Source organism: Roseofilum sp. Guam, assembly GCF_017746735.1.
Lineage (GTDB): Bacteria > Cyanobacteriota > Cyanobacteriia > Cyanobacteriales > Desertifilaceae > Roseofilum > Roseofilum reptotaenium.
Genome location: NZ_JAGHZN010000007.1, coordinates 35,278 through 59,534, shown reverse-complemented (window position 1 = coordinate 59,534; position 24,257 = coordinate 35,278). Strand labels below are relative to the sequence as shown.

Sequence of the window (24,257 nt, the reverse complement as noted above, 5' to 3'; positions counted from 1 at the left end):
GGGAATTTCAATATAAAGGAGTATCCAACGTCCAAAGGACAGCATCTAGAGTTTCTGCTAAAGCAATATAAGACGCATCATAGGCGCTTTGGCGCTTCAAAGATAAAGCAATTTCGATTATTCTTGTCCCTTCTGATAAATCATGATAAGTAATAGTCAAACGATTTAAAAGAATCCAAGCTTGAGCTAACTGCTGTTGAGGAAAGCTATTGGCGCTCACCAGTCTAGTCAAAGCATTAGCGACTTCATACTGTACCAAGTTAGGAGCATGAATCTTTACGTTGTCACGAATCCACTCATTGAATTTATTGCGAACTCGTTGACTACGAGACTCTTCATGAACGAGGACAACTAATAAATTAGCATCAATAACCACATTCATTTCCTAAATCAAGCCTCTTTGCTCTAACTCTTCACGACTTTGACGAGCAATTTCGACCCCATCTACTGGCGGAAAATTCTGGGTCATTTCGCGCAACTCTTCCAAAGCCTTCAGAGCAGATTGGCGATCGCTTTCAGGAGTAGAGTTGATTTGACTCGATTCAGCAGTAGAGGGCAAAGTTTCTGCTTGAATAGAATTCAGGATAGACTCTACTAATTGCCAGCGATCGCCTAGGGGTAACTGTAGTATCTGATCGAGCATTTCGGGTGAATGCATTCTCTATTACCTCAACGATTTTCCTAATATCATTATAACATTAACTAGCTGGTTACGATAGGGATAATCGACCTTGGGGTTCAGGAATAGAGCACCCCAGTTCTTTTGCCGTTTCTATCCATTCTTGAATGACGATTTCGGCATTTTGCACCGCTTCCTGATAAGTCGCTCCATCGGCTGCACATCCAGGAAGTTCAGGAACTTCAGCAATGAAGGCTCGATCGACTTCACTCCAATAGAGAATGATTTGATAACGAATCACCATTTTAATATTCCACAATTATAGCCATTTTAACTAAGGTGGATACACCAATATTTATCCACAAAAACGGTATCTGTAGGGGCGAACGGCCGTTCGCCCCTACAACCATATCTCATTCTTATCTAAATCAAATATAATTGTCATTGCGACCACAGGAAAGCAATCGCCGATATTAGCGATAGGGTTGAGACTGCTTTCCACTTGCGTGACCTTCGCAATGACTGGATTTGATATCACTTATGACTTTTTCTGGAGAGCTTGCATTTCTTGTTGCACGCTCATGCCAATTTGAAGAGCTTGAGCAAACAAATCACCATATTGACTCGCTTCCTCACTCATCTGCAAAATCTTTAAAGGTTCTAGGTTCATATTAAAGTCAGTTGACCGAAGCTGGGGATTTTCGCGAAATGTCTTTTCAATTCTTAAGGCGCAAATAAGATCGGCTCTCATTATCTTAAATGCTTCTATCATTTTTTCCTTATTTTTCAATCTCTTTGTCCCGCCAGAACGTTCGGCTTCATCCAATGCATCTACTGCATCAAGTAGCGAATTATAATTTTGAATATTTTGGTATAATTTCATCATTTTTCCAGTTTTTTTGCCTTACTTCAACAACGACTTTTAATGATATTATGCTTGTGAAAATAAAACCAAGTAGTAGTGCAAGTAGGGTTTTTAAAGAGATATTCAAAATCATTAAAATAAATATCGAAAAGCAAACCACCCACACAAAAAAACAACCAAGCTCCAAAAAAATCAGGATCATTTTCTTTTGAATAACTTGGAATGATTTACTGGTAAGATGAGCAGCTTGTAGAATCTCTTTTTCTGATATTTGTAGACTGAGAAAATTACCTTTAGACATAAGTAGAACCTCCTGAATATAGAGTGGTCAGCACTTATCCACGGGAAATATTGCTTTGGAAGTTTGAGATGGCTTCACTGTCCCTTGCAATGACAGAAAGGGTTGATTGAGCGTAAGACCAAGTTGTGTTAAAGATACATCTCTTCTACTCAGATCGCCTAAATCGCCCAAAATACCCCAAAGCGCAATACTATAATACCCATGGTTAATCCTTTGCTCATTAGGCCAGATGTTCCATGACCCGATTATCACCAGATCAACGTAACTCCCTGTATACCGTGGAATCGGAACGGGTAGGGATTCATAAATCGATTTTGGCAGGATTATATGAGGTGCAGCAAAAACCCCAACTTAAGGACGGAGAAACAGGACTGGGGATTTCCCCAGCCAACCGTATTGCTTTAGAATCCGTTGATGAGTTTGAAGGTCAGGTCATTTATGCTGCTAATACAATACGCGTGATTACGGATATGCTGATCAGTCAAGGATGGCAAGGGGATGACTTATGGGATACGACCTTGGGCTACTATAGCGAAAAATTTATTGGGCGCGTGGCAGAAGGCTATTCTCCGCCACCGGAAGAGCTGAAAGCTGCCCGTTTAGAACCGTGCGATGCGAAAAAGCTATATGGAATTTATGTCCAAGATTTACAAACCGACTATAGTTTAGAAAAGCTACCCTCGAATCTGTCCTATCTGGATATTGCCCTGTTATCTCTAGTCGAGCGCATCCCCCAATATTATCAAGGGCTGCCTCATCAACGGGATGGGCTGCTAGAGGTGTTTCGGATCTGGCGTAACTTTGATACCCGTGAAGAGGCGATCGCCGATCTGACCAATACCTCCCCCTCTACAGCACCCAACTGGGAAGAAACCTACATCGATCCCCCCCTACTCCAATTCCTCTCTCGCTTATCTCCAAATTATCTCGGCTATCCCCATCAACGAGAGGCCCTGATCCGTCTCACCCAACTGTGGCGTAACCTCGACTCTAGGGAAGAAGCGATATCCTCCCTGGAACGAGACACTTCTCCAGAACCGGCCCTCTTTTATCTCGACCCTGCCCTGATTGCCTTTGCCCAACGGGTTCCCCAATACTACACCGGTCGCGGATATCAGCGCCAAGCCCTCACCGAAGCCTTCCGCATTTGGCGCAAACTCTCCTCCCGCACAGCAGCGCTGGCAGAATTAGGATTAGAGATCAAAATGCTCCGAAGTAGCAGTACAGACCCCAATCAACTCGCCAATACTGCCGCCCAACTGGATCGAGAGTTGCTCGGTTTTATTAAGCGAGTTCCCTTTGCTTACACCGAAGAAGAACACCAGCGCAACGCCCTGATTCGCATGGTACAACTGTGGCGAGGACTGGACTCGCGAGAAATTGCTATTTATACTCTCTTTGAAGACCTGAAGCGGATGAATAACACTCACCGCAACAGTCCTGATGCTCCTCGCCAACCCGGACCCATTGTTCTGCCACCGCGTCCCAACCGTTGGACACCGGACAATATTCAACTCCATGCCTCGATTATTCCCGGGGGCTATTTTACCTGGGCTGAGGCTACCCATGGGGGGACTCGCCTCCCTCTCAACCAATCGACGGTCAATGCTATGGTCAGAATAGCGGTTTTGGCACAACAAGCTCGCGATCGCATCGGTCGCCCCTTCTATATCACCAGTTGGTATCGTCCCCCAGATATTAATCGGCGAGTTGGCGGAGTTTCAAATAGTCGGCATATCGTTGGAGATGGGATAGACTTCTATTGTGATGGACTCACTGGCAATCAAATCTATTGGTTTCTCGATCCCTGGTGGCCTGGTGGTTTAGGACGATATCAACGATTTCCCTATATCGTCCATATTGATGCTCGCAGCTATCGAGCGCGATGGATTCGCTAAGATGGTCAATTAGGTTTTAGAGATTCTTCAGAATTGACCCTCTGAGAAAATAACCTGAAAAAGAACGAACGCCTACAATAGAACAAAGCTCCTAGTCGGTATTGACCATGCAGCATCGTATCCTTGTTGTTCCGCCTACCCTAGCCCAAGCGTCTCCCGACGCTAAAGCCGATTCTCCCTCTCTGGGCCTGTTGCCGATGATCTTTATGGGTCTGTCGGCTGTCCTATTGATTGCCCTAGTTGCAGGTGGAATCTATTCCAAACTTGAAATAGAAAAAGTCAATAAAAAAGTCAAGTTTGAAGATTTTAAGAATAAGGAACTCCAGAAAAAGCTCAAACTCGCCCTGAGTACCATCACCAAAATGGAGACGAACCCGGATTTGGTTCACTCACGGGAATTTAACCTTGACTATCTGCGAATGCGGATGGATGAGGAAGTATTCCATTTTGCCATTGTCAATCAAATCAAAGTTAAAGTTAAAGAACAAATTACCATTGCCCTACGCCCTACCCAGGCTAAGGAAGGGAAAATTGGTGAGAGTAATGCTGCATCTCCCCGTAAAGTGAGTGAGGTGTTTGATGTCACCTATGAAACCGGCGATGGGGCGACGACTCAAAAGCGGGTCTTATTCCGGATTCAAATTAATATGACTCGTCTGCCAACTCAATCCACCTCAAAAACGATCCAGGATATTATTGATTGTATCGAAACCTATCTTAGTCCCCATCCAGACCCAAATTGGCAACCTGCAATTCAGGGGCGGTTGGTTAACTTACATTGGGATCAAAAGGCAAAACCTACACCTTTGCTGGTTTTAGAGCAACTGAATGAAGGAAGCAATGTGACATTCAAGACTAAAACCCATGCGCCCACTCCTCCTGCTGCGGGAAGAAGCTCTCGTTCGAGCAGTGGTCGCTCCAAGGGTAAATCTTCTGGAAGTCGTACCAGCAGTAAAAGTACAGGAAGCAGGGCTTCAGCAAGTCGCTCTCGCTCTCAAGCTCGGCGATCGAAGTAAGTGTGATAGAGCGAGAGGGCAGGCACGAATCGCAATAGAAAATGTCCTCACTATCCTTGGTACTCTCCCTTGCCTCCTAAGCAGTGAAAGAGTTGATTAAGACAGTGAGGTTATGGTTTGAGGCAATAGGCAATAGGCACGAATCGCAATAGAAAATGTCCTAACTCTCCCTTTCTCTGCTGTAATATCCAATCGATGTATTTCTGCTACAGATGGCCATCAGGGTAGAAACAACATAAGCGCCTTGTCTCTAGATTAGGCAGTGGTAGCAAGGATTTGATCTAACTCCGGCTCCCCGTTGCCGACTGAATCTGTACTCAGCACATAGGTTGGTTTTATAACGGGCCCTGAGGGACTCGAACCCCCGACCGACTGATTAGAAATCAGTTGTTCTATCCGACTGAACTAAGGGCCCATAAGGTGGGCAACCCATCACTTTATTATAGGTCAAATTCCCCCAAAGGGGTAGTATCTCACAGAATGAGTTGCTGGATTTATGAAAATTACGTTAAATTTAATTAAGATTCCTGGAGAATGAAAAATTTTGTTCCCAAGAGAGACTAGGCGATCGCCCAAACTATAAGCACCTTAGTCATCAATATCTGTTTTGTATTCATATAAGAGAGCTTCTTGATTATGAAATTATCTTGGAAAGTCATACTTCTGTGGACGTTGCCTGCCCTGGTCATTGGGTTCTTCGTCTGGCAAGGAGCCTTTGCCCCCAATGTGGTGGACGGAGGTCAGAACGCAGCAACTACTCGCATGACCTACGGCCGCTTCATTGAATATTTGGAAGCAGGTCGAGTCACTCAGGTTGACCTTTACGAAGGCGGTCGAACTGCCATTGTTGAAGCCGTCGATCCAGAACTCGATAACTTCCAACAACGCTTGCGGGTAGACCTCCCCGGTAACTCCCCAGAAGTGATTTCCCAAATTCGTCAAGCCCATGTCAATCTAGCGATCCATCCTCCTCGCAATGAAGGAGCGATTTGGGGATTATTGGGTAATTTAATTTTCCCCCTATTGCTAATTGCGGGATTGTTTTTCCTCTTTCGCCGTTCGGGTAATGTCCCTGGTGGCCCCGGTCAGGCGATGAACTTCGCGAAATCTAAAGCCAGATTTCAAATGGAAGCCAAAACAGGCGTAATGTTTGATGATGTAGCTGGTATTGAAGAAGCGAAAGAAGAGTTACAAGAAGTTGTGACATTTCTGAAAAAACCGGAACGGTTTACGGCCGTAGGCGCACGTATTCCTAAAGGTGTGTTGTTAGTCGGTCCTCCTGGAACCGGGAAAACCTTGCTGGCGAAGGCGATCGCCGGAGAAGCAGGTGTTCCTTTCTTTAGTATTTCTGGTTCCGAATTTGTGGAAATGTTCGTCGGAGTCGGTGCTTCACGGGTGCGCGACCTGTTTAAGAAAGCGAAAGATAACGCCCCCTGTATTATCTTCATCGATGAAATTGATGCCGTCGGTCGTCAACGGGGAGCCGGTATTGGCGGTGGAAATGATGAGCGCGAACAAACCCTGAACCAATTATTGACTGAAATGGATGGGTTTGAAGGTAATACTGGCATTATTATTATTGCCGCTACCAACCGTCCGGATGTACTCGATCAAGCCCTGTTGCGTCCCGGTCGGTTTGACCGTCAAGTAACTGTCGATGCTCCAGATGTGAAGGGACGGTTAGAAATTCTGGATGTTCATGCTCGGAACAAGAAACTCGCAACAGAAGTTTCCTTAAAGGCGATCGCCCGTCGCACCCCTGGCTTTACCGGTGCAGACTTAGCCAACCTCCTCAATGAAGCGGCTATTCTCACTGCCAGACGGCGCAAAGAAGCGATCACCATGCTGGAAATTGATGATGCAGTAGACCGGGTTGTCGCGGGAATGGAAGGCACTCCCCTCACCGATGGTAAGAGCAAACGCTTAATCGCCTATCATGAAGTCGGCCATGCGATCGTTGGCACCTTGCTCAAAGACCACGACCCCGTACAAAAAGTCACCCTTATTCCCAGGGGACAAGCTCAAGGGTTAACCTGGTTCACCCCTAGCGAAGAACAAAGCCTGATTTCTCGCGCTCAACTCACCGCTCGTATCTGTGGCGCACTGGGGGGTCGAGCTGCTGAAGCTATCATTTTTGGTGACGCAGAAGTGACCACGGGTGCAGGGGGCGACTTGCAGCAAGTGACAGGAATGGCTCGGCAAATGGTCACCCGTTTTGGGATGTCAGATCTCGGTCCCTTATCCCTAGAAGGTCAAACCAATGAAGTATTCTTAGGTCGGGATTTGATGTCCCGTTCTGAATACTCAGAAGAAATTGCCTCTCGCATTGATGCCCAAGTTCGTACTATTGTCGAACATTGCTATGACCAAGCCTTGCAAATTATGCGGGATAATCGCCATGTGATCGATCGCCTAGTAGACCTGCTGATCGAAAAAGAAACCATTGATGGGGAAGAGTTCCGTCAGATCGTGGCTGAATATACGGCTGTTCCTGAAAAGGAAAGTTATATCCCTCAAATCTAAATCCTCAAAAAGCGCTGTAAAAACAGCGCTTTTTTAAGGCCATTCTTCTAATGGAAATTGAGTAAGCAATCACAACTCTTGAATCGGACAGGATAGGACTGGCTCGTAGCTGAGTTGAATTTTATTGGACTTCTGTTTACATTACTTAATAGATTCATATAAACTGGATGCCAAATGCTATGAAGCCGCTTGAGATTGCCCAAAGATTCTGTTTAATGGGTCATATGGCCACCATGCCTTTTGGCTGGGTGGGCTTGCTCTTCATTCTCCCTCACCCAGAGATTATTGTTAACTTGCCTCCGATGGGTCAAACTCTGTTTCGCTTGAGTATGTCCGGAGGAGGAGTCGTGAATATTTTATTAGGTGCAACGGCAGTTGCCCTCTATGCGTATCGAACCTTGGGAGTGCGTCGTTGGTTGGGATTTATGGTTCCGGCGGTGTGTTTGTCCCTGAGTAGTGAACTGATGGGAACCCGTACCGGTTTTCCCTTTGGAGATTATGGGTATTTGAGTGGATTGGGCTATAAAATTGCCGGTTTAGTGCCGTTTACTATTCCCCTGTCTTGGTTTTATGTGGGATTGGTGTCTTATTTGATTGCGTTGGGTGGCTTACAGGTAGCCCAAAACCGAACGATGATTAGACAAGTTGGGGCGATCATCTTGGGCGCTGTCCTGCTCACGGCTTGGGATTTTGTCCTCGATCCAGCCATGAGCCAAACGATTATCCATTTTTGGGAATGGGGACAAGAAGGGCCCTTTTTTGGAATGCCTTATCAGAATTTTGTGGGTTGGTTAGCGACTGGATCGCTGTTTATGAGTGTAGGAACTTGGATTTGGGGTCAAGAACTCCCCCAAATGAGTCGCACTCAGTTAGGATTTCCTTTAGTCGTTTATTTGAGTAACTTCACTTATGCAGCAGTGTTGAGTGGCGTGAGTGGATTTACGACTCCAGTGGTTTTAGGTATCCTCATGGCAGTAATTCCAGCGTTGGTGTTGTGGTGGATAACGCCAGGACAGGCTAAGGAGTCAGACTCTTTGGGTGTTCCTGCTGCCCAAATGGGTCAACCCGCTCCAGTCAAAGTTGTTGTGAAGTAAATGAGGGGAGAATGGTATGGATGGGGGCCAGATCTTAACGTGGGGATTAATGGTGATGCAAATTCCAGCGATCGCCATTCTCCTGTTTCGCTTGCTCAAAGGCCCCTTTCGCCATCCTCCTATTCAACCCCAATCTGCCGATCTGGAGATGCTGGGAACGGTGAGTGTGGTGGTTCCGACTCTTAATGAGCGCGATCGCATCTCGCCTTGTTTAGAAGGCTTAACGCACCAAAGCTACGAAGTGCGAGAAGTTTTGGTGGTGGATAGTCATTCCACAGATGGCACGGGGGATCTGGTGGTGCAAACGGCAGCTCAAGACCCCCGTTTTCGTTTGCTTTCTGACGATCCTCTCCCTGTGGACTGGGTTGGACGACCTTGGGCGCTACATACGGGATTTTTGCACAGTTCCCGGAAAAGTGAATGGATTTTAGGCCTGGATGCTGATACTGTACCCGATCCAGGATTGGTTGCTGGTTTGATTAAAATGGCCCAAGAAGAAGAGTATGATTTAGTATCTCTCTCCCCTCGGTTTATTCTGAAGTACCCAGGGGAATGTTGGCTACAACCCGCGTTATTAATGACCCTCGTGTATCGGTTTGGGCCAACAGGAACTGTTGAGAGTGCCGATCGCGTGATGGCGAATGGTCAATGTTTTTTAACTCGCAGACGGGTACTAGAAGCCCTAGAAGGCTATACCCTTGCTAAGTCCTCTTTTTGTGATGATGTTACCTTAGCTCGCATTGCTGCCCAACGAGGGTTTAAGGTTGCATTTTGGGATGGCGCTCCGGTACTGAAGGTGCGAATGTATGAAGGAGCGTGGCAAACTTGGCAAGAGTGGGGGCGATCGCTAGACTTAAAGGATGCAAGCTCTCCCTGGCAACTCTGGATTGACCTCTGGTTTCTGTTCGCCGTGCAAGGTTTACCCCTAGCCGTCATTATTTTGGGAATCATCGGCGCATTTCCAGAAGGAATAATTTCTCAGAGTCTAATTAACCTTAATCTGGCATTATTGGCCATTCGGTTTGCCCTAGGGTTCGCCATATTTTCCTCCTACGACTTATCAAAAGCGAGGTTTTCTCTTCTCTTCTGGTTCTCTCCTTTAGCCGATCCTTTAGCCTTTATCCGCATTTTTCAATCTAGTTTTCAAACCTCAATTCAATGGCGTGGACGAACCTACGAGGCTAAGTCTAAGATTACTTAAAAATGGGTAGAGGTTGGGGAAACACTGCCAAGCACTATAATTGATATTACGTCATAATCGTGCCCCCCATTAACTGTTCATAGCGCCGTTGCAGTTCTTCACGAATTAACAGATAATCGCCTAGTTCTGGATCTTCAGCAATCAAATTTTCCGCTGCTTCCCGTGCCAAAATCAGAATATCTTGATCTTGGACTAAACTGGCGAGAGCAAAATCAGGTAAACCCGATTGGCGAGTACCTAAAACTTCCCCAGGGCCGCGAAATTGTAAGTCCATTTCAGCGATAAAAAAGCCATCTTGAGACTGTTCTAAAACATTTAATCGTTGGCGAGCATCAGGATTATTGGAACTACTGAGGAGTAAACAATAGGATTTATGAGAGCCTCGTCCAACCCGTCCCCGCAGTTGGTGCAGTTGAGAAAGGCCAAATCGTTCAGCATTTTCGATCAGCATAACGGTGGCATTGGGGACATCAACGCCAACTTCAATGACAGTGGTGGAAACAATTATTTGAATTTCATTGTCTCGAAATGCCGTGAGTGCTTCATCTTTTTCCGCTGAAGTCATGCGACCATGGAGTAAACCCACTTGAAATTCAGGGAAAATAGTTTCTGATAGATTTTTGTGTTCGGCTATGGCAGCTTTAGCATTCAGTTTATCGGATTCCTCAATTAAGGGAAAAACGACATAGGCTTGCCGACCTTGGGCAATTTCTCGACGCATGAGTTCATAGACTTTTTTCCGTTCTTTATGGGTTAAAGCCAGGGTTTCTATGGCTTGTCTTCCGGGGGGAAGTTCGTCAATTTGACTCACATCTAAATCCCCATGCATGGTTAATGTTAAGGTTCTGGGAATGGGTGTAGCTGTTAAACACAAAACATGGGGAGATTCTCCTTTTTGTTGCAAGAGTGCCCGTTGTTCTACACCAAAGCGATGTTGTTCATCAATGACGACTAAGCCTAAACGATGGAAGTTTACGCTTTCTTGAATCAGCGCGTGAGTTCCCACCAATAAGGGCAATTCTCCCGTTTCTAAGTGGGCGTGAATTTCCCGGCGTTTCTTTACTTTTGTGGAACCGGTGAGCAATTCCACAGGTAAATGGAGGCGGTTAAACCAGGTGACTAATTTGCGGTAATGTTGCTCGGCTAACACTTCTGTGGGAGCCATGAGTGCGGCTTGATATCCGGACTGAATGGCAGCTAGAATTGCGATTACCGCAACGACGGTTTTTCCGGAGCCGACATCTCCTTGAACTAAACGATTCATGGCAGTCGGCGATCGCAAATCGCTTAAGATTTCATTTACCACCCGTTCCTGTGCCCCAGTCAAGGCAAAGGGCAACCCTTGATAAAACTGATCGATGAGTTGTCCCGTCGGCATTAAGGGAATCGCTTTTTGATTTTTCTTCTGATTATGTCGGCGCTGAAGAAAGCCAACTTGCAAGTAGAAAAATTCATCAAAAATCAACCGCCGTCTGGCTTGCTCCAGGTTATCTTGATCTCCAGGAAAGTGAATTTGATTAATCCCCTGAGAAAGTCCCACTAAATTATAGGGCGCTAAAATCGGTTCGGGAATTGGATCGATTAACTGGTTCGCCGTGGGCAAAACTCGCCAAATTGCTTTACGAACGGTATCTGCTGCCACCCCTTCTGTTAAAGGATAAATGGGTACAATTTGCCCAATAATTAGAGAATCCAATTCTCCCGAAGACTCTAAAACCTCCAACTCCGGTTTATCTAATGTCAGTCCATATTTATTCTTTTTCACTAAACCTGAAGCCGCCACAATGGAACCAGCCGGATAATTGCGCTTCTGGCTTTCTTGCCATCCTCGATGACTGAAATAGGCTCCAGCAAAAAAGCGCGATACTTTTAATTGTCCCGTGGCATCTTTGAGGATAATTTCTAAGATGGTGAGTTTCTTATTCCGAGGCGAAGAAAAACAGTTAATGCGCTTCACTTCCCCCACCACTGTCACCGTTTCCCCCGGTTCGAGATCGGCAATAAAGACTTGTGAGGCATAATCGGTATGGTTGCGAGGATAATAAAATAGGAGATCTCGGACGGTATGTAAGTTCAGTTTGGCTAACTGTCGCGTATGATACACGGAAAATTCAGGCAGATCGGTTAAAGCGCGATAATGCTCCGTCGTCTCTGGAACTTGCTGATGCAGTGCTGGAGCAGGCTTAGGAGAAGGCGTAACTGGAGGTTGTTGAAACCGCTTTTCAGAGTCTGAGAGAAACTTCCGCGCCTGAGCAACAAGCTGTTGGCGCTGGGCAAACGTAAATTGGGGATAAGTCTGGAATTGATCGGAGAGTTGAGTCCACTGGCGCTTTTCCCGTGGCGAAAAGGACGCGGGAGGGTTGGCAAAACTGAGCTGGAGGAACTCACTAAACCGATATTGTTTGCCTTGCAGGTCATTAAATCCGCGCTCCTGTTCTACTGTCAAGGCTTTTTGGAGTCTTTGCCAGTCGGGTTCTTGAGTCATGATGCTGAGAGGGCAGAGAGGTGAGGGTAGGGCTGTTCTCTTTGATGATAGATCATTGGCTCTAGGGGAGGAGTAGCAGACATGGGTGATACCAATGTGTTATCGTGCATATGGTTGTGAAAGTATGTCGCCGTGAAAATATGTCAGCAAAAGATATGTTTCATGATACGGTACGAATTGCCTTAGAAAAAGATGGGTGGACAATTACCCACGATCCTCTATTTATTAAGCTAACTGAGCAATTTAAAATTAATATCGATTTGGCAGCAGAAAAATTACTGACGGCTGAGAAAGATACGCAAAAAGTTGCCATAGAAATTAAAAGTTTTGTTGGCTTATCTACAGTATCTGAATTCCATAAAGCTGTTGGGCAGTTCCTGAATTATCGAGTGGCATTAGAAAAAATCAATTCAGAACGGATTCTTTATTTGGCTGTACCTACAGATATCTATCGAGATTTCTTTAGTGATGAATTTGTGAAAGCTGTCCTAGAGAGATACGAAATTAAACTATTAGTGTTTCAAGTGCAAAAACAGGAGATCGTGTTATGGAAGGACTAAATTATCGAGAGTTAGTGCAAAAAGTGATCCATCAACATGCAACAGAACAATCGGTAGAAGATTTAGACACGACAGAAATTGTGTTTGATACAGAGCGCGATCGCTATCTTTTGTTATATGTTGGATGGCAAGATGAAGAACGGATGCATGGATGTCCCATTCATATTGATATCAAGGACGGAAAAGTTTGGATTCAGCGTGACTTCACTGAGGAAGGCTTGGCGAATCAGTTGTTAGAGTTAGGCGTACCCAAAACTGATATCGTTTTAGGGTTTCGAGCGCCTTACGTGCGACAGTTTTTCAATAGCGAATAGAGATTTCTGGCAATTTCAAGAGCAGAATGGGGTAAGAAATCGGGTTTCTACCAAGGTTGGGGACACCAACGAGAAGATAAACAAGAAACCCGGTTTCTAGGTTATCGTGTGGAATGTCCCAGAATCATTTTTAATTTTTAATTTTTAATTGATTACAGGTTACAATCTACAAGTCTCGATGCGAGAGAAGAGAACACAACCCGCCGAATACACGCGCAACGTAACCGTAACCAACCACCAACCCGAACATTGCAATCGAAGGAAGGTGACCTTTTATATTAAGAGAGAAAGAGAGGTCTTTGTAGTTCATCCGTTCTCCGTCCTTGCGCCAGCCGACGCGATCGCAAAATTTTTCCCAGATTTCCTCATTATACTTCCTTGTGCCGCCTAAACTCTGGTAAATTTCCTTCTGTACCGAAAACCCCCATTGACCTTTGCTATATTTCACCCACAACCGGTCAATTGTTCGCAGGTCAGTACAAGGAAAATTATCAATATCATCATCCCACAGGATATTATTTTCTTCCTTTCCCGCAACTTCCAGCATTCTCCTCTCTGTTTCCCTATCCGCTTCCTTCCACTGCTGCTGCTGCAAAAGTTGCTGCAACCGGCGATAATCAACCCCCTTATCCGACCTTAAATCATCCTCCTCTTCCCCAGAAAATGACCCCAACCACTCCTCCATCGACTGCGGACAGTCTCCCGGCTCTAGCTCCATCGCCCACAAAATCACCTGATTCACCTGAGAACTTATCGAGGCATATTGAATCGGTTCGATTAACGGCTCATTATCCAATTTTCGCGCATTAGAAAGCGTCGGCACTTGTTGCGTCACCCCATAATATAACGAAGCGCCCAACGTATAGATATCGCACTGTTTTTCCCGTTTTCCTAACATCAACTGCTCATAGGGCGCAAACGCTTCATTCCCAAACTTCCGCGAAAACGAACTGGGGGGACAATCTCCGGCAATGCCAAAATCAATTAACACCGCCTCCTTTTGCGGGCGAATCATAATATTCATCGGCGTGACATCCCAATGCACCAACCCCCGCCTGTGAACCTCAATCAAAGCGTCTCCAATCTGCCGCACATAGCGCACTGCCTCCGTTTCCGGCAGTTTCCCGCGCTGATGCACCTCCATCTCCAGCGTCTCCCCAGCAATAAAATCCATCACCAAGCAATCAATCTCAAACCCCGGATAGTTCTGATGGGGTTCCCGAAACAAGTCAAACACGCGCACAATATGGGGATGGGGCTTTTCCTGTGCCAACTGAGCCAACCGCTTCCCCTCATCCCGAAACCGCTCCACAAACCGGTTATAGTTCGGCTGTTTCCGCAACCACGCGCCAATGGCTTTAATCACGCAAAACGAACCCAACTCACAATGTTTAGCCTTATACGTCAGTCCAAACCCACCTTGTCCCAACTCATCGACAATCTCATATCGACCCCCACCAATGCGTTGTCCCCTTGTCCAGTATATGATAATTGTCTGCTACGCAATACTTCCTATTATTCCACACGATTTTGCCCTCTCCCTTTCATGTCCGAAGGAAAATCCCTCTCCCACGAGCCGCGCTGCCCTCTAAGCGCCCCCTTCGACTCCGCTCAGGGGGCGCTGTAGGGAAGCTATAATCAAGGCGTAGTGGATTGTTTCATCTAAAAATGTGCATTAGATTTCGTTCGTAGTGAGGGTTAAAACCCTCTCCAGCTAGGCTTTTAAGCACTCTTCGTGCTTACTACAAACAAAGCCCTATTTTAGATGAAACAGTCCACTACTACCCTGACTACAATCGACAACCTCACTCAATCCACTATGGCCAAAGACCTATTTCATGATGTGGTGAAAAATGCCTTAGAAAAAGAAGGTTGGCTGATTACCGACGACCCCCTAGAAATCAGGACGGGTGGTGCTACCGTAAAAATTGACCTAGGAGCTGAACAAATCCTAGCCGCAGAACGAGATAACGAAAAAATTGCTGTTGAAATTAAGAGCTTTCTTGGCCCCTCTAACCTGTATGAATTCCACGGAGCTGTAGGACAGTTTATGACCTATCGCCTTGCCCTACAAGCAAAACAACCGGAACGCACTCTTTATCTAGCCGTTCCCCTAGATATCCACCAACAATTCTTTTCACTTCCCTTTGTACAAATGGTTGTGAATCACTATGAAATTTCGTTAATTATTTATGATTCCGTTGAAGAGGTGATTGCCGAATGGAAAAAATAGAGCGCTATCGTTCCTACATTCAAGAACTCCTAACCGAACACGCCAAACCCTTTAAATCTGAGGGGGAAGTGCAAACCGAACTCATTTTCGATCGCCAACGCGACCATTATCAAGTCGTCAATACCGGTTGGGAAAACCGCAGACCGCAGTATGGATGTATGTTGCACTTGTCGATTAGGAAAGACAAAATTTGGATACACCATGATGGTACAGAAATTGGTATCGCCAATCAGTTAGTGGAAAAAGGAGTGCCTAAATCTGATATTGTTTTAGCTTTTCGCGAACCTTTGATGCGTCCCTACACCGGATTTGCTGTGAATTAATTCGTAGGATGGTGTGAATTAATTCGTAGGATGGTGCGTTATTACCTCACCCTACATCTGCTCTCATAGGAACAGTGCCCCCTGAGCGGAGTCGAAGGGGGCGGGTTTAGGAAAGCGATCGTTTTTCTCCTGATTTTTGGTTAAACCCGCCCCTACAAAATCCATTTTTAATTTTTAATTTTTAATTGATTGGGTGTGGGTTCGACTTGAGGAGATGGAGTCGAATTTTTCAAGCTCATCCACGCAATATATAGCCCAGCTACCGTACCTAATGCTGCTACTACCCCTGCTATTGCTCCCACTGCTCCCCACTTCGGGCTATCAAAACAATCTAAACTGAGTCGATATCCCCCTAATTTATTCAACCACTCTTTCACTGTTTTCGGTCGATCCTTTCGCTTAATCGCCATTCCTTTCTCAATGGCATTTTTAACCCTGTTTGAAATCTCTGGATTCAACTCTGTCACCGATTTTAGTGTTTCGTTACCACGATGTCGGTCATCTGCACTAGGGGGAACTACACCAGTTAATAACCGATACAATACTGCCGCTAAACTATAAACATCACTCCACGCCCCCAATTTTCCTAACTCTTGATCTGTCCGATACCACTCCAGCGCCGCAAATCCATCAGAGACAAATTTTTGAGTTTCCTTACTAAATCCACGAGATGGCGCTCTGGAAAAGTCAAATCCAATTAAAACAGCCTCATCCGTTTTTTGCCGGATTAAAATATTATTCGGTTTAACATCTAAATGCACTAACCCTTTTTTATGGACAGCGATTAAGGCCTGTCCAATTTGCCGAATATAGCGCAGGGCTTCTTTTTCCGGTAAAACTCGCTTGTCTAAGTCCTCTAAACTGACCTTTGAAATATATTCCATCGGTAGACAAACTAATTCATTCTCATGACTATCTGTTTCTATAAATTCTTGATCAATCAATTTAACCACATGGGGATGATCGCACTGGCCTAATCGGGTCGCTTCCTTGTGTAATTTATTATTTAACTCTTTGATTTCTGCTGGTGTTTTGCTCGTGTTTTTGCCATCAAACATCTTCAACGCCTTAATCACCAAACGTTCTTTGTTCTCACCATCGGTATAATAAGCCAGAAAAGTGGAGGAAAAACGCCCAGACTCTAATAGTTTCTCAATAGTGTATTTGCCATTTTCTCCGATTTGATCCCCTGTGTTTCAAGTCATAATTACTACCCTCTAACATGACAGAAATTATGACTCATTGTATCCTGTTGAACTCCTGGCTAAATTTCCTAGGTCGAAAAATGGATTGCAGTTGATTATACTGTTGCCTCTGGGTGCTGGGGAGGAATGGGCCGATCGCCAGAAAATGACAACGCTGAAGGTCTGGCCAGCTAGGGATGGCGATCGCACGGTAAAATGGAAAGTGGACTTCAACCCAACTCTAAAATTTTCAATAGTATTAACCGTTTTCAAATCATCTTTACTGTAGATTCTATAAATAATCGGAGTTGACCGCCCCCCAATTCAGTTGAGGTAAAGAATGTGGATGAACTAAGAGCAGTCCTAGAACTAGCCACAGAAGAAGAGTTACAGCAGTTAACCCATCTGCTATTTCAGCGTAAGCTAAACCCCCTAGATTATGTTTATACCCCCGATCCGATCGCCGTTCAAAGCCAAAACCGCCAACAGTGGATTGATACCATAGAAGAGCGCTTCCAATTCTTAGCTGCTGATGGCTTCACGGTTTTACGGGGACAAACCCAGACCATTACCTATCGCCAAGTGCTCATTCAAGTCTGTCGCTATCTTAAACTGCCCTATTCTCAGGAACTCTCCACCACAGAACTCGAAGCCGAAATCTTTTTACACCTGATTCGTCGCTCCTGGAAAAAGCTACCAGCCGAGCAAAAACGAGGTTTAAAGCAGCGTATCCGTAAAGCACTTGCAAAAGCGGATTTTGCCGAACCCCTGCCTTTATCGACTCAGAAAGACCCGATCGCTGTATTTCTGAAAGGGGGATGTGCCTTAGCCGTCAATTCTGTGATTCGGCCCCTGTTGGTGCAAAAACTAGCCCAACAATTTGCTCTCCATTTTGCTGCCTATCAAACTGCAAAACAAGCTTTGGTGCGCGGGGGAGCGATCGCCGCTACCAAGATTCAATCCCAAATTATTCTGCAAAAAGCAAGTCTTGGTATGGCGACTAATGCCGCTCGCTATGGGGCAGCCAGAACCCTGTTTGCCGTCCTAGGGCCGACCCTGTGGGCCTGGTTTTTTGCCGATCTGGGCTGGCGGGCGATCTCCACCAACTATACCCGTATCATTCCCATGATCTTTGCCCTCGCCCAAATTCGGCTTACCCGTTCCACCGCTTGGGAAATGGCATGACCTCTGCATCTGACCAAAGACCCTGGTTTTGCCTGCAAGGTTGGTTAGCCACCTTTGTGTTTAGCCCCTTATTGGGATTACTCTTGGGGCTAGTCTTCTTCTTTGACATGGGACGCGATCGGGGAGAGGTCGCCTTACGTCGCCCCCTCACCCAAGCCTTGATCATTTTTGCTTTAGGCTTAATCTTGACGTGCTTACTGGCAGAGTTTCCAGGAGAAGCAGCCCTCGGTTTAGCCCATTTTCTGCCCTTTATTCTGTTGTTGGTTGGCCTCGGAGAGCTGATCGGCACATCAGGTCATCTGCGTCGAATGGCCACCTGGGTAGTATTTTCTTCTCTACCAGTCGCTATCATTGGCTTAGGGCAACGGTTTCGGGGATGGTCAGGGCCCATCCGATGGCTGGGTATTGTCATTGACTGGCCCCTAACTGCAGGTGGTATCCCCCCCGGTCGCATTTCTTCCATATTTGGCTATGCCAATGATTTAGCCGCCTATCTCGCGATCGTTTGGATACTCGCTTTAGGATTATTGCTAGAGAAACGATCCAAAAAACGCTGGTTTTGGATCGGCTTAGGAGTAACCACCGTTTTAGATGGCATCACCTTATTTCTGACCCATTCGCGCAATGCCTGGGCGATCGCCGCCTTAGCCGTTTTAGCCTATGCTCTCTATTGGGGATGGCGCATCTTAGTCGCCGCAGTGATGGCTGTCTGTGGACTTATCCTGTGGTCGGCTTTTGGGGTCGATCCATCCCGCCAATGGGTGCGGATGGTAGTCCCTGCCTATATTTGGGCTAGGCTCACCGATGAGATGTTTCCTGATCGCCCCCTAGCGCAACTGCGATCGACCCAATGGCAATTTGCGATCGACTTAGTCCATCAACGCCCTTTTCTCGGTTGGGGACTGCGGAGTTTTTCCCCACTCTATGAAACCCAAATGAACTATTGGATCGGTCATCCCCACAATTTACCCTTAATGTTCCTGGCTGAAATGGGTATTCCTCTAACCATTTGGTTCTTCTGTTTAGTCACTTGGATCTTAGCCAAAGCCACCCATCTCCTCTCCCGGTTACCCCGTCAAACTGAAGGGGCAATTTTATTCAGTTATCTTCTTGCTTTTGCTGGAATTAGCCTCTTTCATCTTTTAGATATTACCCTCTTCGACTCTCGCATTAATTTTCTGGGCTGGTGGCTCTTGGGGTCAATTTTAGGATTAGTATATAGTACTGGGTGCAGACACTAGGGAATAGGGCAATAGGCAATAGGGAAAACCGAGTTGTACCCGTTGAACGTTGAGAAAACTGATCGATGACTCAAGCTGAAGCCGAACCCAAAGTATACAGTTTTGATCAATTTATAAGTTGGTATTCTGAAAACTCAGAAGTCCGATACGAATTGCAGGATGGAGTGATTATCGAAATGCCCAAGCCCAAGGGGAAACATTCTGATTTAACAGGTTCCCTGATCGAGCAACTCTTGATCGCGATTCGGCAGATGGGCAAAGGAGGGATTTGGACAATTCCTAGAGAATCTATTGTCAAGCCCACAGGGGACAAATCAGGTTATGAACCGGACATCATTGTTTTGAACAAAGACATTATGGGTGCGGAAGCTCGGTGGGAAAGCGAATCTATTATTCAACATCCTGATTCAGTCAAATTAATTGTTGAAGTCGTTTCTACGAATTGGCGCGATGATTACTACAATAAACTGCGAGATTATGAGGAAATGGGTATCGAGGAATATTGGATTATTGATTATGCAGCCTTGGGGCCGAGAAAGCTGATCGGCAACCCCAAGCAGCCAACCTTTTTTGTTTGTAGCCTGGTTGATGGGGAATATCAGATGGCTCCCTTTACTGAAGATACTCCCATTGTTTCTCCTACTTTTCCCCAGTTCAATTTATCGGCACAGGAGATTTTTAACCTAGCTTTATAGGAAAATGTCATCAATCATACGGCGATTTACTGATGCTCCTGTATTAGGGTCACTAAAGCAAGCTGGGCCCAACTTAGACCTATTTTTAATTGATTAACATGACTTTTTTCCACAAAGATAAAGACTTAGCTCATCTGGGATATCAGATCTTGGATAATACTTGGACTGCTTTTCCCCAACTGAGCCAAGATCAAGTGGCGCTCACTTGGGTGGTTTATGACCCTCCTATTTGGGTAAATACAGGAGGAGCGCTATCGGCTGAAGAGTTCTGGAAACACCCGGTGAGGGGATTTGAATATCGAGGAAAACAGGCGATCGCCCCTGCGCATTTGGTCACCCTGTTTTATTTAGTCGCTATCTATGAGTGGTTGGAAACGGGTATGGCTCTTCCTAGTGCAGAATTAGAACGAGCCATCCAAGATATGATCCGCGATCGCAATCCTGATGCTACCAGTTTAGTCCTTGATGTGTTGACTGGAACGACGAGCGGACCCGCGTTTTCCGGCGGCCCCTTTGAAACCTGGAAGTCCCAACGTAATATTGTTAACCGCTATTTTCAGTCCTTGGGATGGCCAGAATTAGAGTCTATTAACGTAAACCAAAAGAATTGGACGTATGGAGCTTATGGCCGCGATCGCCTATTTTTAGGCCCCCAGATGGAAAACCAAAATCGCTTAACCACCAATGCCACCGCTCGCCTACTACATAGTATTATCGGTGGCGTAGCCGTTTCCTCCAAATCCTCTCAGGAAATGATGGCCTTGATGCGCCAGAAAATTGACCCTAATCTAGACTCTATCCTCGGTTTCTTGGGTCAAGGTCTACCGCCAACGGCTGCTCTATGGTCAAAATCGGGTTTAATGGGAACGCTGCGCCATGAAAGCGCCTATATTGAAATGGGGGATAATCTCCGGCCCTACTTACTGGTCATTTTTACTGAACAAAGCCAAAATCTTCACCTCCTGCCCTTTATTTCCCAGCAAGTGGTAGCCGCCATGGGCAATCTAGCTTAAGATATCCCTGGAGCGAGTATCCGTTTCATCGAGGAGTGACATTAACTATCATGGTTTTAAGGCGTATTAATCTATATTTATTACTTAATCTGGCGGGTATTTTGGCGATCGCGTCAGCGATGTGGAGCATTATCTCCCCCCAACCCACATCAGCCCAAACTCTAGGGGAAAATCCGACTAAATCTCAAGATTATGCGCCCCTAGAAGCGCCCTATATAGCCCCAGAGATTCCCGTAACCCCCACTGCTATTAGTCCAGAAGCCTTTGAAGCTACCCTCGACACAGTACGCACTCAAACCCTTCCCACCCCTAGCTTTACCTCCCCTCAACACGTGAAAGCTACCTCTAACTATGAAGTCCCAGGACAAGGGAGTACCAATGCCCAAGGACTCGGAGAAACTAACGTTTCTGGACAATTCGCCCAAGCTCCAGATGGTCAGAATAGCTACTCGGTTGAGCGTCGGCGGTACGAACGTGCCCAATACTATAATGGCTTTAGCTATATTGGTTTAGGGGGAACCATTGGCTTTCATGGTGAATCTTCTCTCGGTAGTTCTGGTGGTACCTTGTTAACGCGGGTTGCCTTTACCGAAAATTTTTCCTTCCGTCCCTCAGTAATTATTGGGGATGGTACGAGCATCACGATTCCCTTTACCTATGACATTCCCTTCAGTCGCGAACCCTACGCTCCACCCGTCACCCTCTTCATCGGCGGTGGGTTTGGTTTAGACCTCAAAAATGGTACTCATGGGCCCTTAGTTACCACTGGCATTGATGTGCCCTTTAGCAATAACTTTACGTTTAATGCCACCTTAAATACTGGCTTTTGGGATGTGCGAGCTGTAGATTGGGGATTAACCTTAGGAGTAGGTTACAACTTCCCTGGTTTGTTCTTCCGTTAATCAATAGGCTTCTTGTAGAAGTCAGGCAATAGGCAGAAGAATAGATAATTATTTGATTACTATTCATAGTATGCCCATTTATGCAAGACGTCTAATAATTAAATAGATAATGTCAGTTTTGGTTAAGCGATCGTTGACAAGAAAGGTCTTGAAGCCAAGGGAAGGCTCTTAGATTGATGACAATGGGTAATTAGCCCAGCTAACAAGATTAATGAAGAAACTGACAGGACTACGATTGCGGGTGTGTTCAAGAAAGAGAAATATTTTTGCTTAAGGGGTGAGAAGGAGGCTAAAGAGTCGACTTCTATAGAGAGAGCAATCCTAAAAAGCTCCCCCCAAGAGCCTTGGAGGGAGATGATACTCAAAATATACCAACTAAGAGCTAATCCAAAACAGCGTTTCTAGCTGTAGGAACCTACATGATGCTCATAGTTCACCCGGAAAGTAGGTTGGATTTTCCCTTGAATGCGGCTCCAATATTTTCCAGAATCAGCAGTTAAACCGACTTCTGTGGCTAAACGGCCGAGCATGGCTTGTTGACGGGTTTTGATGCTGCGATCGCGAGAAATCATTAAAGCTCTGGCTGTTTCTGCTACCGATCCAGCCATCGATGCTGCCGCAGCAACCACTGGGGTAACTGGTGCTACCTCTGGAATAGCTTGCGGTGCTTTGACTTCACTGCCGACATGATAGCTCAATCCACGATATTTGAGATCCAGGTTGGTTTGCATCACTGGTGCTTTCTTGATGTTGCGGAACCGCCATTCTAAACCGCGATAGGTTCCACCAACCTTTTCTTCTCCCATTTCGATAGTGGGAGGATTGTAATTATAGGTAAGTCCGCGATAACAAAGTTCCATAGCTTTCGCCTCCTAAGATAATCAAACTCGCTTTGTTTCATCGTTAACAGAGGCGCGTTCCTTCAGGATTTCTCCTTACTTCCGTCTTACTCGACAAACGAAGTAAAGTAAGATGAACGATTTATCTTTAACTTTCTGTAGTCTAATATACGGTTTTGCAAAATGTCCAGCATTCGCAACAAAACTTTACATTTCTTCGGTTAAGGGAAACTCAGCAAACAACTGCCAACGTTGACCGTTATGGCGTAGGAGGGTCAGACTAGAAGCGATAAACTTACCTTGAAACGAACGATGCTCAAAATTGGGCCAGGCTTGGCGGAAGTTCTTGGGGGTTAAGTCCCGAAAGGCAACGGTGACATGGGGGGTAAAGGAGGGATGGCAGGACCGTTTGATGGAGGGGAGGGTACTTTGAAGATGGCGGATCAAGGCAGATTGCAGGGCCATCAGTTCAGGGGTTTTGACCACATTAATATAGATGACCTTAGGGGGAAAGGCCGCGAACCCGTCGAGTTGAATGGGGATGGAGAAAACATTACTCACAAAGTCTTCTAAGGACTCTTCCACCTGTTGGATGTTGCCGGGTTCCCACTCAAACGGCGGTTGTAGGGTAATATGGGCAGGAGAATTAAAGGCTTTGCGACTCTGGTAGCGATCGCTAAACTCCTGCTTAATCTGCTCCACTTCCTCCTGAAGCCCAGAGGGAACCACAAGAGCCACAAAAAAACGCTCTATTTTGCTATTCATCGCTAAAATAAAAAAGAATCACCCAAAAATCATAACTCTTCTTCGATCATGCCTTGGTTTGCCAAAATCGAATCTGGAATCGTTGATAAAGCGACATTTGATCGATATGTTCCCGCCCACAAAGCCTTTGTTCAAGACCTCGTGAATAAAGGACATAAAGCCCGGAGTGGATATTGGCGCAGACGAGGCGGTGGCATGTTAGTATTTGAAGCCGAATCTTGGGAAGAAGCAGAGGCGATCGTTGAGCAAGATCCCTTGATTCTTAACCATTGTGTCACCTACGATCTCTATGAATGGTGTATTGTCGTTGAGTAACGAGTAAAGTATAGTACATTTAATCTCGCTCTAGCCTATCCCCCTTAAAAAGAGAACCAATTAGAGAAAGTCCGGCTGTCTCAAAGGAATTGAGAGGGATAAATCCGTAAAAAAAGCCTCCCTTCCCAAGAGGGATTTACGGGGATGGAGCGATTGGAAAATAATGTATGTTGAGGAAAAACTATGGCTAAAACAGGCAGTGGACATAAAATCTTAAGTGATAACCGGCAAGCACGATACTTATATGAAATATTAGAAACCTATGAAGCCGGAATTGAACTGCGGGGAACCGAAGTCAAATCAATTCGCGAAGGACGGGTTAATCTTCGGGATGGCTATGTGTTAATTCGCAATCAAGAAGCCGCCTTACTCAATGTGCATATCTCTCCCCACAAAACCACAGGGAATTACTTTAACCATGACCCCTTACGAACCCGCAGATTGTTATTACATAAAGAAGAAATTCGTAAACTCATCGGTAAAGTGGAACAGAAAGGCTTAACCTTAATTCCCCTCAAGCTTTACTTAAAAGAAGGATGGGTGAAAGTCGCTGTTGGTTTAGGTCGAGGGAAAAAACTCCATGATAAACGGGAAGACATAAAACGCCGTGACGATCAACGGCAAATTCAACGAGCAATGAAAAACTTTTAGTACATTCTTATCGTGCTTCCTGCTAGGCAATAGGC

General features: G+C 45.7%; 27 protein-coding genes, 1 tRNA gene and 1 riboswitch. Of the genes, 17 read left to right on the top strand and 11 right to left on the bottom strand.

What is annotated here, in order from left to right:
* Positions 1–7 precede the first annotated feature (7 nt).
* The 5 genes from J7529_RS03840 to J7529_RS03820 form a co-directional block, all read right to left on the bottom strand.
* Positions 8–382, bottom strand: a complete 375-nt coding sequence (locus J7529_RS03840) for a type II toxin-antitoxin system VapC family toxin (protein ID WP_318727900.1) — start codon at positions 380–382, stop codon at positions 8–10.
* 3 nt (positions 383–385) lie between these two features.
* Positions 386–658, bottom strand: a complete 273-nt coding sequence (locus J7529_RS03835) for a hypothetical protein (RefSeq protein ID WP_271944092.1) — start codon at positions 656–658, stop codon at positions 386–388.
* A gap of 52 nt (positions 659–710) precedes the next feature.
* Positions 711–923, bottom strand: a complete 213-nt coding sequence (locus J7529_RS03830; RefSeq protein WP_271944089.1) for a type II toxin-antitoxin system HicB family antitoxin — start codon at positions 921–923, stop codon at positions 711–713.
* Positions 924–1,157: 234 nt separating this feature from the next.
* On the bottom strand, positions 1,158–1,505 hold the full coding sequence (locus J7529_RS03825) for a hypothetical protein (RefSeq protein WP_318727899.1): 348 nt from the start codon (positions 1,503–1,505) through the stop codon (positions 1,158–1,160).
* Positions 1,471–1,785: a hypothetical protein gene (locus tag J7529_RS03820; RefSeq protein WP_318727898.1), complete on the bottom strand. Its 315-nt coding sequence runs from the start codon at positions 1,783–1,785 to the stop codon at positions 1,471–1,473. Before J7529_RS03820 ends, J7529_RS03825 begins: the two co-directional genes overlap by 35 nt.
* Before the next feature lie 236 nt (positions 1,786–2,021).
* Between J7529_RS03820 and J7529_RS03815 the strand changes: the two genes are divergently transcribed.
* Entirely contained in the window at positions 2,022–3,683 is a 1,662-nt protein-coding gene (locus J7529_RS03815; RefSeq protein ID WP_318727897.1) for a D-Ala-D-Ala carboxypeptidase family metallohydrolase, read from the top strand.
* Between the two features lie 107 nt (positions 3,684–3,790).
* Positions 3,791–4,699 carry a hypothetical protein gene (locus J7529_RS03810; RefSeq protein WP_271944081.1) on the top strand — a complete coding sequence of 303 codons (909 nt, stop codon included), beginning with the start codon at positions 3,791–3,793 and terminating at the stop codon, positions 4,697–4,699.
* A gap of 341 nt (positions 4,700–5,040) precedes the next feature.
* Here the strand turns inward: J7529_RS03810 and J7529_RS03805 are convergent.
* A tRNA-Arg gene (locus J7529_RS03805) sits at positions 5,041–5,114 on the bottom strand.
* 221 nt (positions 5,115–5,335) lie between these two features.
* Between J7529_RS03805 and ftsH2 the strand changes: the two genes are divergently transcribed.
* From ftsH2 to cruG, 3 genes are all read left to right on the top strand, one after another.
* Complete coding sequence (ftsH2, locus tag J7529_RS03800) at positions 5,336–7,222, top strand: ATP-dependent zinc metalloprotease FtsH2 (RefSeq protein WP_271944080.1); 1,887 nt, start codon at positions 5,336–5,338, stop codon at positions 7,220–7,222.
* Between the two features lie 179 nt (positions 7,223–7,401).
* Positions 7,402–8,316, top strand: a complete 915-nt coding sequence (cruF, locus tag J7529_RS03795) for a gamma-carotene 1'-hydroxylase CruF (RefSeq protein ID WP_318727896.1) — start codon at positions 7,402–7,404, stop codon at positions 8,314–8,316.
* Positions 8,317–8,332: 16 nt separating this feature from the next.
* On the top strand, positions 8,333–9,517 hold the full coding sequence (gene cruG, locus J7529_RS03790) for a 2'-O-glycosyltransferase CruG (protein WP_318727895.1): 1,185 nt from the start codon (positions 8,333–8,335) through the stop codon (positions 9,515–9,517).
* A 46-nt stretch (positions 9,518–9,563) separates the two neighbouring features.
* Here the strand turns inward: cruG and recG are convergent, their stop codons facing one another.
* On the bottom strand, positions 9,564–12,002 hold the full coding sequence (gene recG / locus J7529_RS03785; RefSeq protein WP_318727894.1) for an ATP-dependent DNA helicase RecG: 2,439 nt from the start codon (positions 12,000–12,002) through the stop codon (positions 9,564–9,566).
* 140 nt (positions 12,003–12,142) lie between these two features.
* On the opposite strand from recG, the gene J7529_RS03780 reads away from it, so the two are divergent.
* Together J7529_RS03780 and J7529_RS03775 are read left to right on the top strand one after the other, a co-directional pair.
* Positions 12,143–12,562 carry a XisH family protein gene (locus J7529_RS03780; RefSeq protein WP_318727893.1) on the top strand — a complete coding sequence of 140 codons (420 nt, stop codon included), beginning with the start codon at positions 12,143–12,145 and terminating at the stop codon, positions 12,560–12,562.
* A complete protein-coding gene (locus tag J7529_RS03775; RefSeq protein WP_318727892.1) occupies positions 12,550–12,876 on the top strand; it encodes a XisI protein in 327 nt (108 codons plus the stop codon). Before J7529_RS03780 ends, J7529_RS03775 begins: the two co-directional genes overlap by 13 nt.
* Positions 12,877–13,042: 166 nt before the next feature.
* Here J7529_RS03775 and J7529_RS03770 read toward each other — a convergent pair whose 3' ends face one another.
* Complete coding sequence (locus J7529_RS03770; RefSeq protein WP_318727921.1) at positions 13,043–14,317, bottom strand: serine/threonine-protein kinase; 1,275 nt, start codon at positions 14,315–14,317, stop codon at positions 13,043–13,045.
* A gap of 324 nt (positions 14,318–14,641) precedes the next feature.
* On the opposite strand from J7529_RS03770, the gene J7529_RS03765 reads away from it, so the two are divergent.
* The gene (locus J7529_RS03765) at positions 14,642–15,109 is read left to right on the top strand and encodes a XisH family protein (RefSeq protein WP_318727891.1); all 468 of its coding nucleotides are present in this window, start codon (positions 14,642–14,644) and stop codon (positions 15,107–15,109) included.
* Positions 15,097–15,432, top strand: a complete 336-nt coding sequence (locus J7529_RS03760; RefSeq protein ID WP_318727890.1) for a XisI protein — start codon at positions 15,097–15,099, stop codon at positions 15,430–15,432. Before J7529_RS03765 ends, J7529_RS03760 begins: the two co-directional genes overlap by 13 nt.
* A 167-nt stretch (positions 15,433–15,599) precedes the next feature.
* Here the strand turns inward: J7529_RS03760 and J7529_RS03755 are convergent, their stop codons facing one another.
* Positions 15,600–16,589: a serine/threonine-protein kinase gene (locus J7529_RS03755; protein ID WP_318727920.1), complete on the bottom strand. Its 990-nt coding sequence runs from the start codon at positions 16,587–16,589 to the stop codon at positions 15,600–15,602.
* Between the two features lie 133 nt (positions 16,590–16,722).
* Here J7529_RS03755 and J7529_RS03750 point away from each other — a divergent pair, with 133 nt between their 5' ends.
* The 6 genes from J7529_RS03750 to J7529_RS03725 all read left to right on the top strand — a co-directional run bounded on the left by J7529_RS03750 (position 16,723) and on the right by J7529_RS03725 (position 21,652).
* Positions 16,723–16,905: a hypothetical protein gene (locus J7529_RS03750; protein WP_318727889.1), complete on the top strand. Its 183-nt coding sequence runs from the start codon at positions 16,723–16,725 to the stop codon at positions 16,903–16,905.
* 53 nt (positions 16,906–16,958) lie between these two features.
* Entirely contained in the window at positions 16,959–17,801 is an 843-nt protein-coding gene (locus J7529_RS03745; RefSeq protein ID WP_318727888.1) for a hypothetical protein, read from the top strand.
* Complete coding sequence (locus J7529_RS03740) at positions 17,798–19,042, top strand: O-antigen ligase family protein (RefSeq protein ID WP_318727887.1); 1,245 nt, start codon at positions 17,798–17,800, stop codon at positions 19,040–19,042. Before J7529_RS03745 ends, J7529_RS03740 begins: the two co-directional genes overlap by 4 nt.
* A gap of 65 nt (positions 19,043–19,107) precedes the next feature.
* Entirely contained in the window at positions 19,108–19,737 is a 630-nt protein-coding gene (locus J7529_RS03735) for a Uma2 family endonuclease (RefSeq protein ID WP_318727886.1), read from the top strand.
* A gap of 98 nt (positions 19,738–19,835) precedes the next feature.
* The gene (locus tag J7529_RS03730) at positions 19,836–20,750 is read left to right on the top strand and encodes a serine hydrolase (protein WP_318727885.1); all 915 of its coding nucleotides are present in this window, start codon (positions 19,836–19,838) and stop codon (positions 20,748–20,750) included.
* Between the two features lie 50 nt (positions 20,751–20,800).
* Positions 20,801–21,652, top strand: a complete 852-nt coding sequence (locus tag J7529_RS03725; RefSeq protein WP_318727884.1) for a hypothetical protein — start codon at positions 20,801–20,803, stop codon at positions 21,650–21,652.
* Positions 21,653–22,053: 401 nt separating this feature from the next.
* On the opposite strand, the gene J7529_RS03720 is transcribed toward J7529_RS03725, so the two are convergent.
* Together J7529_RS03720 and J7529_RS03715 are read right to left on the bottom strand one after the other, a co-directional pair.
* Complete coding sequence (locus J7529_RS03720; protein WP_278003177.1) at positions 22,054–22,512, bottom strand: DUF4278 domain-containing protein; 459 nt, start codon at positions 22,510–22,512, stop codon at positions 22,054–22,056.
* Positions 22,513–22,563: 51 nt separating this feature from the next.
* A riboswitch (Glutamine riboswitch) is annotated at positions 22,564–22,633 on the bottom strand.
* Between the two features lie 65 nt (positions 22,634–22,698).
* Entirely contained in the window at positions 22,699–23,256 is a 558-nt protein-coding gene (locus J7529_RS03715) for a 2'-5' RNA ligase family protein (protein ID WP_318727883.1), read from the bottom strand.
* A gap of 48 nt (positions 23,257–23,304) precedes the next feature.
* Between J7529_RS03715 and J7529_RS03710 the strand changes: the two genes are divergently transcribed.
* The gene (locus J7529_RS03710; RefSeq protein ID WP_271943611.1) at positions 23,305–23,571 is read left to right on the top strand and encodes a YciI family protein; all 267 of its coding nucleotides are present in this window, start codon (positions 23,305–23,307) and stop codon (positions 23,569–23,571) included.
* A gap of 183 nt (positions 23,572–23,754) precedes the next feature.
* Positions 23,755–24,222 (top strand): SsrA-binding protein SmpB, encoded by a 468-nt coding sequence (gene smpB / locus J7529_RS03705; protein WP_318727882.1) that lies wholly within the window; start codon positions 23,755–23,757, stop codon positions 24,220–24,222.
* Positions 24,223–24,257: the final 35 nt, after the last annotated feature.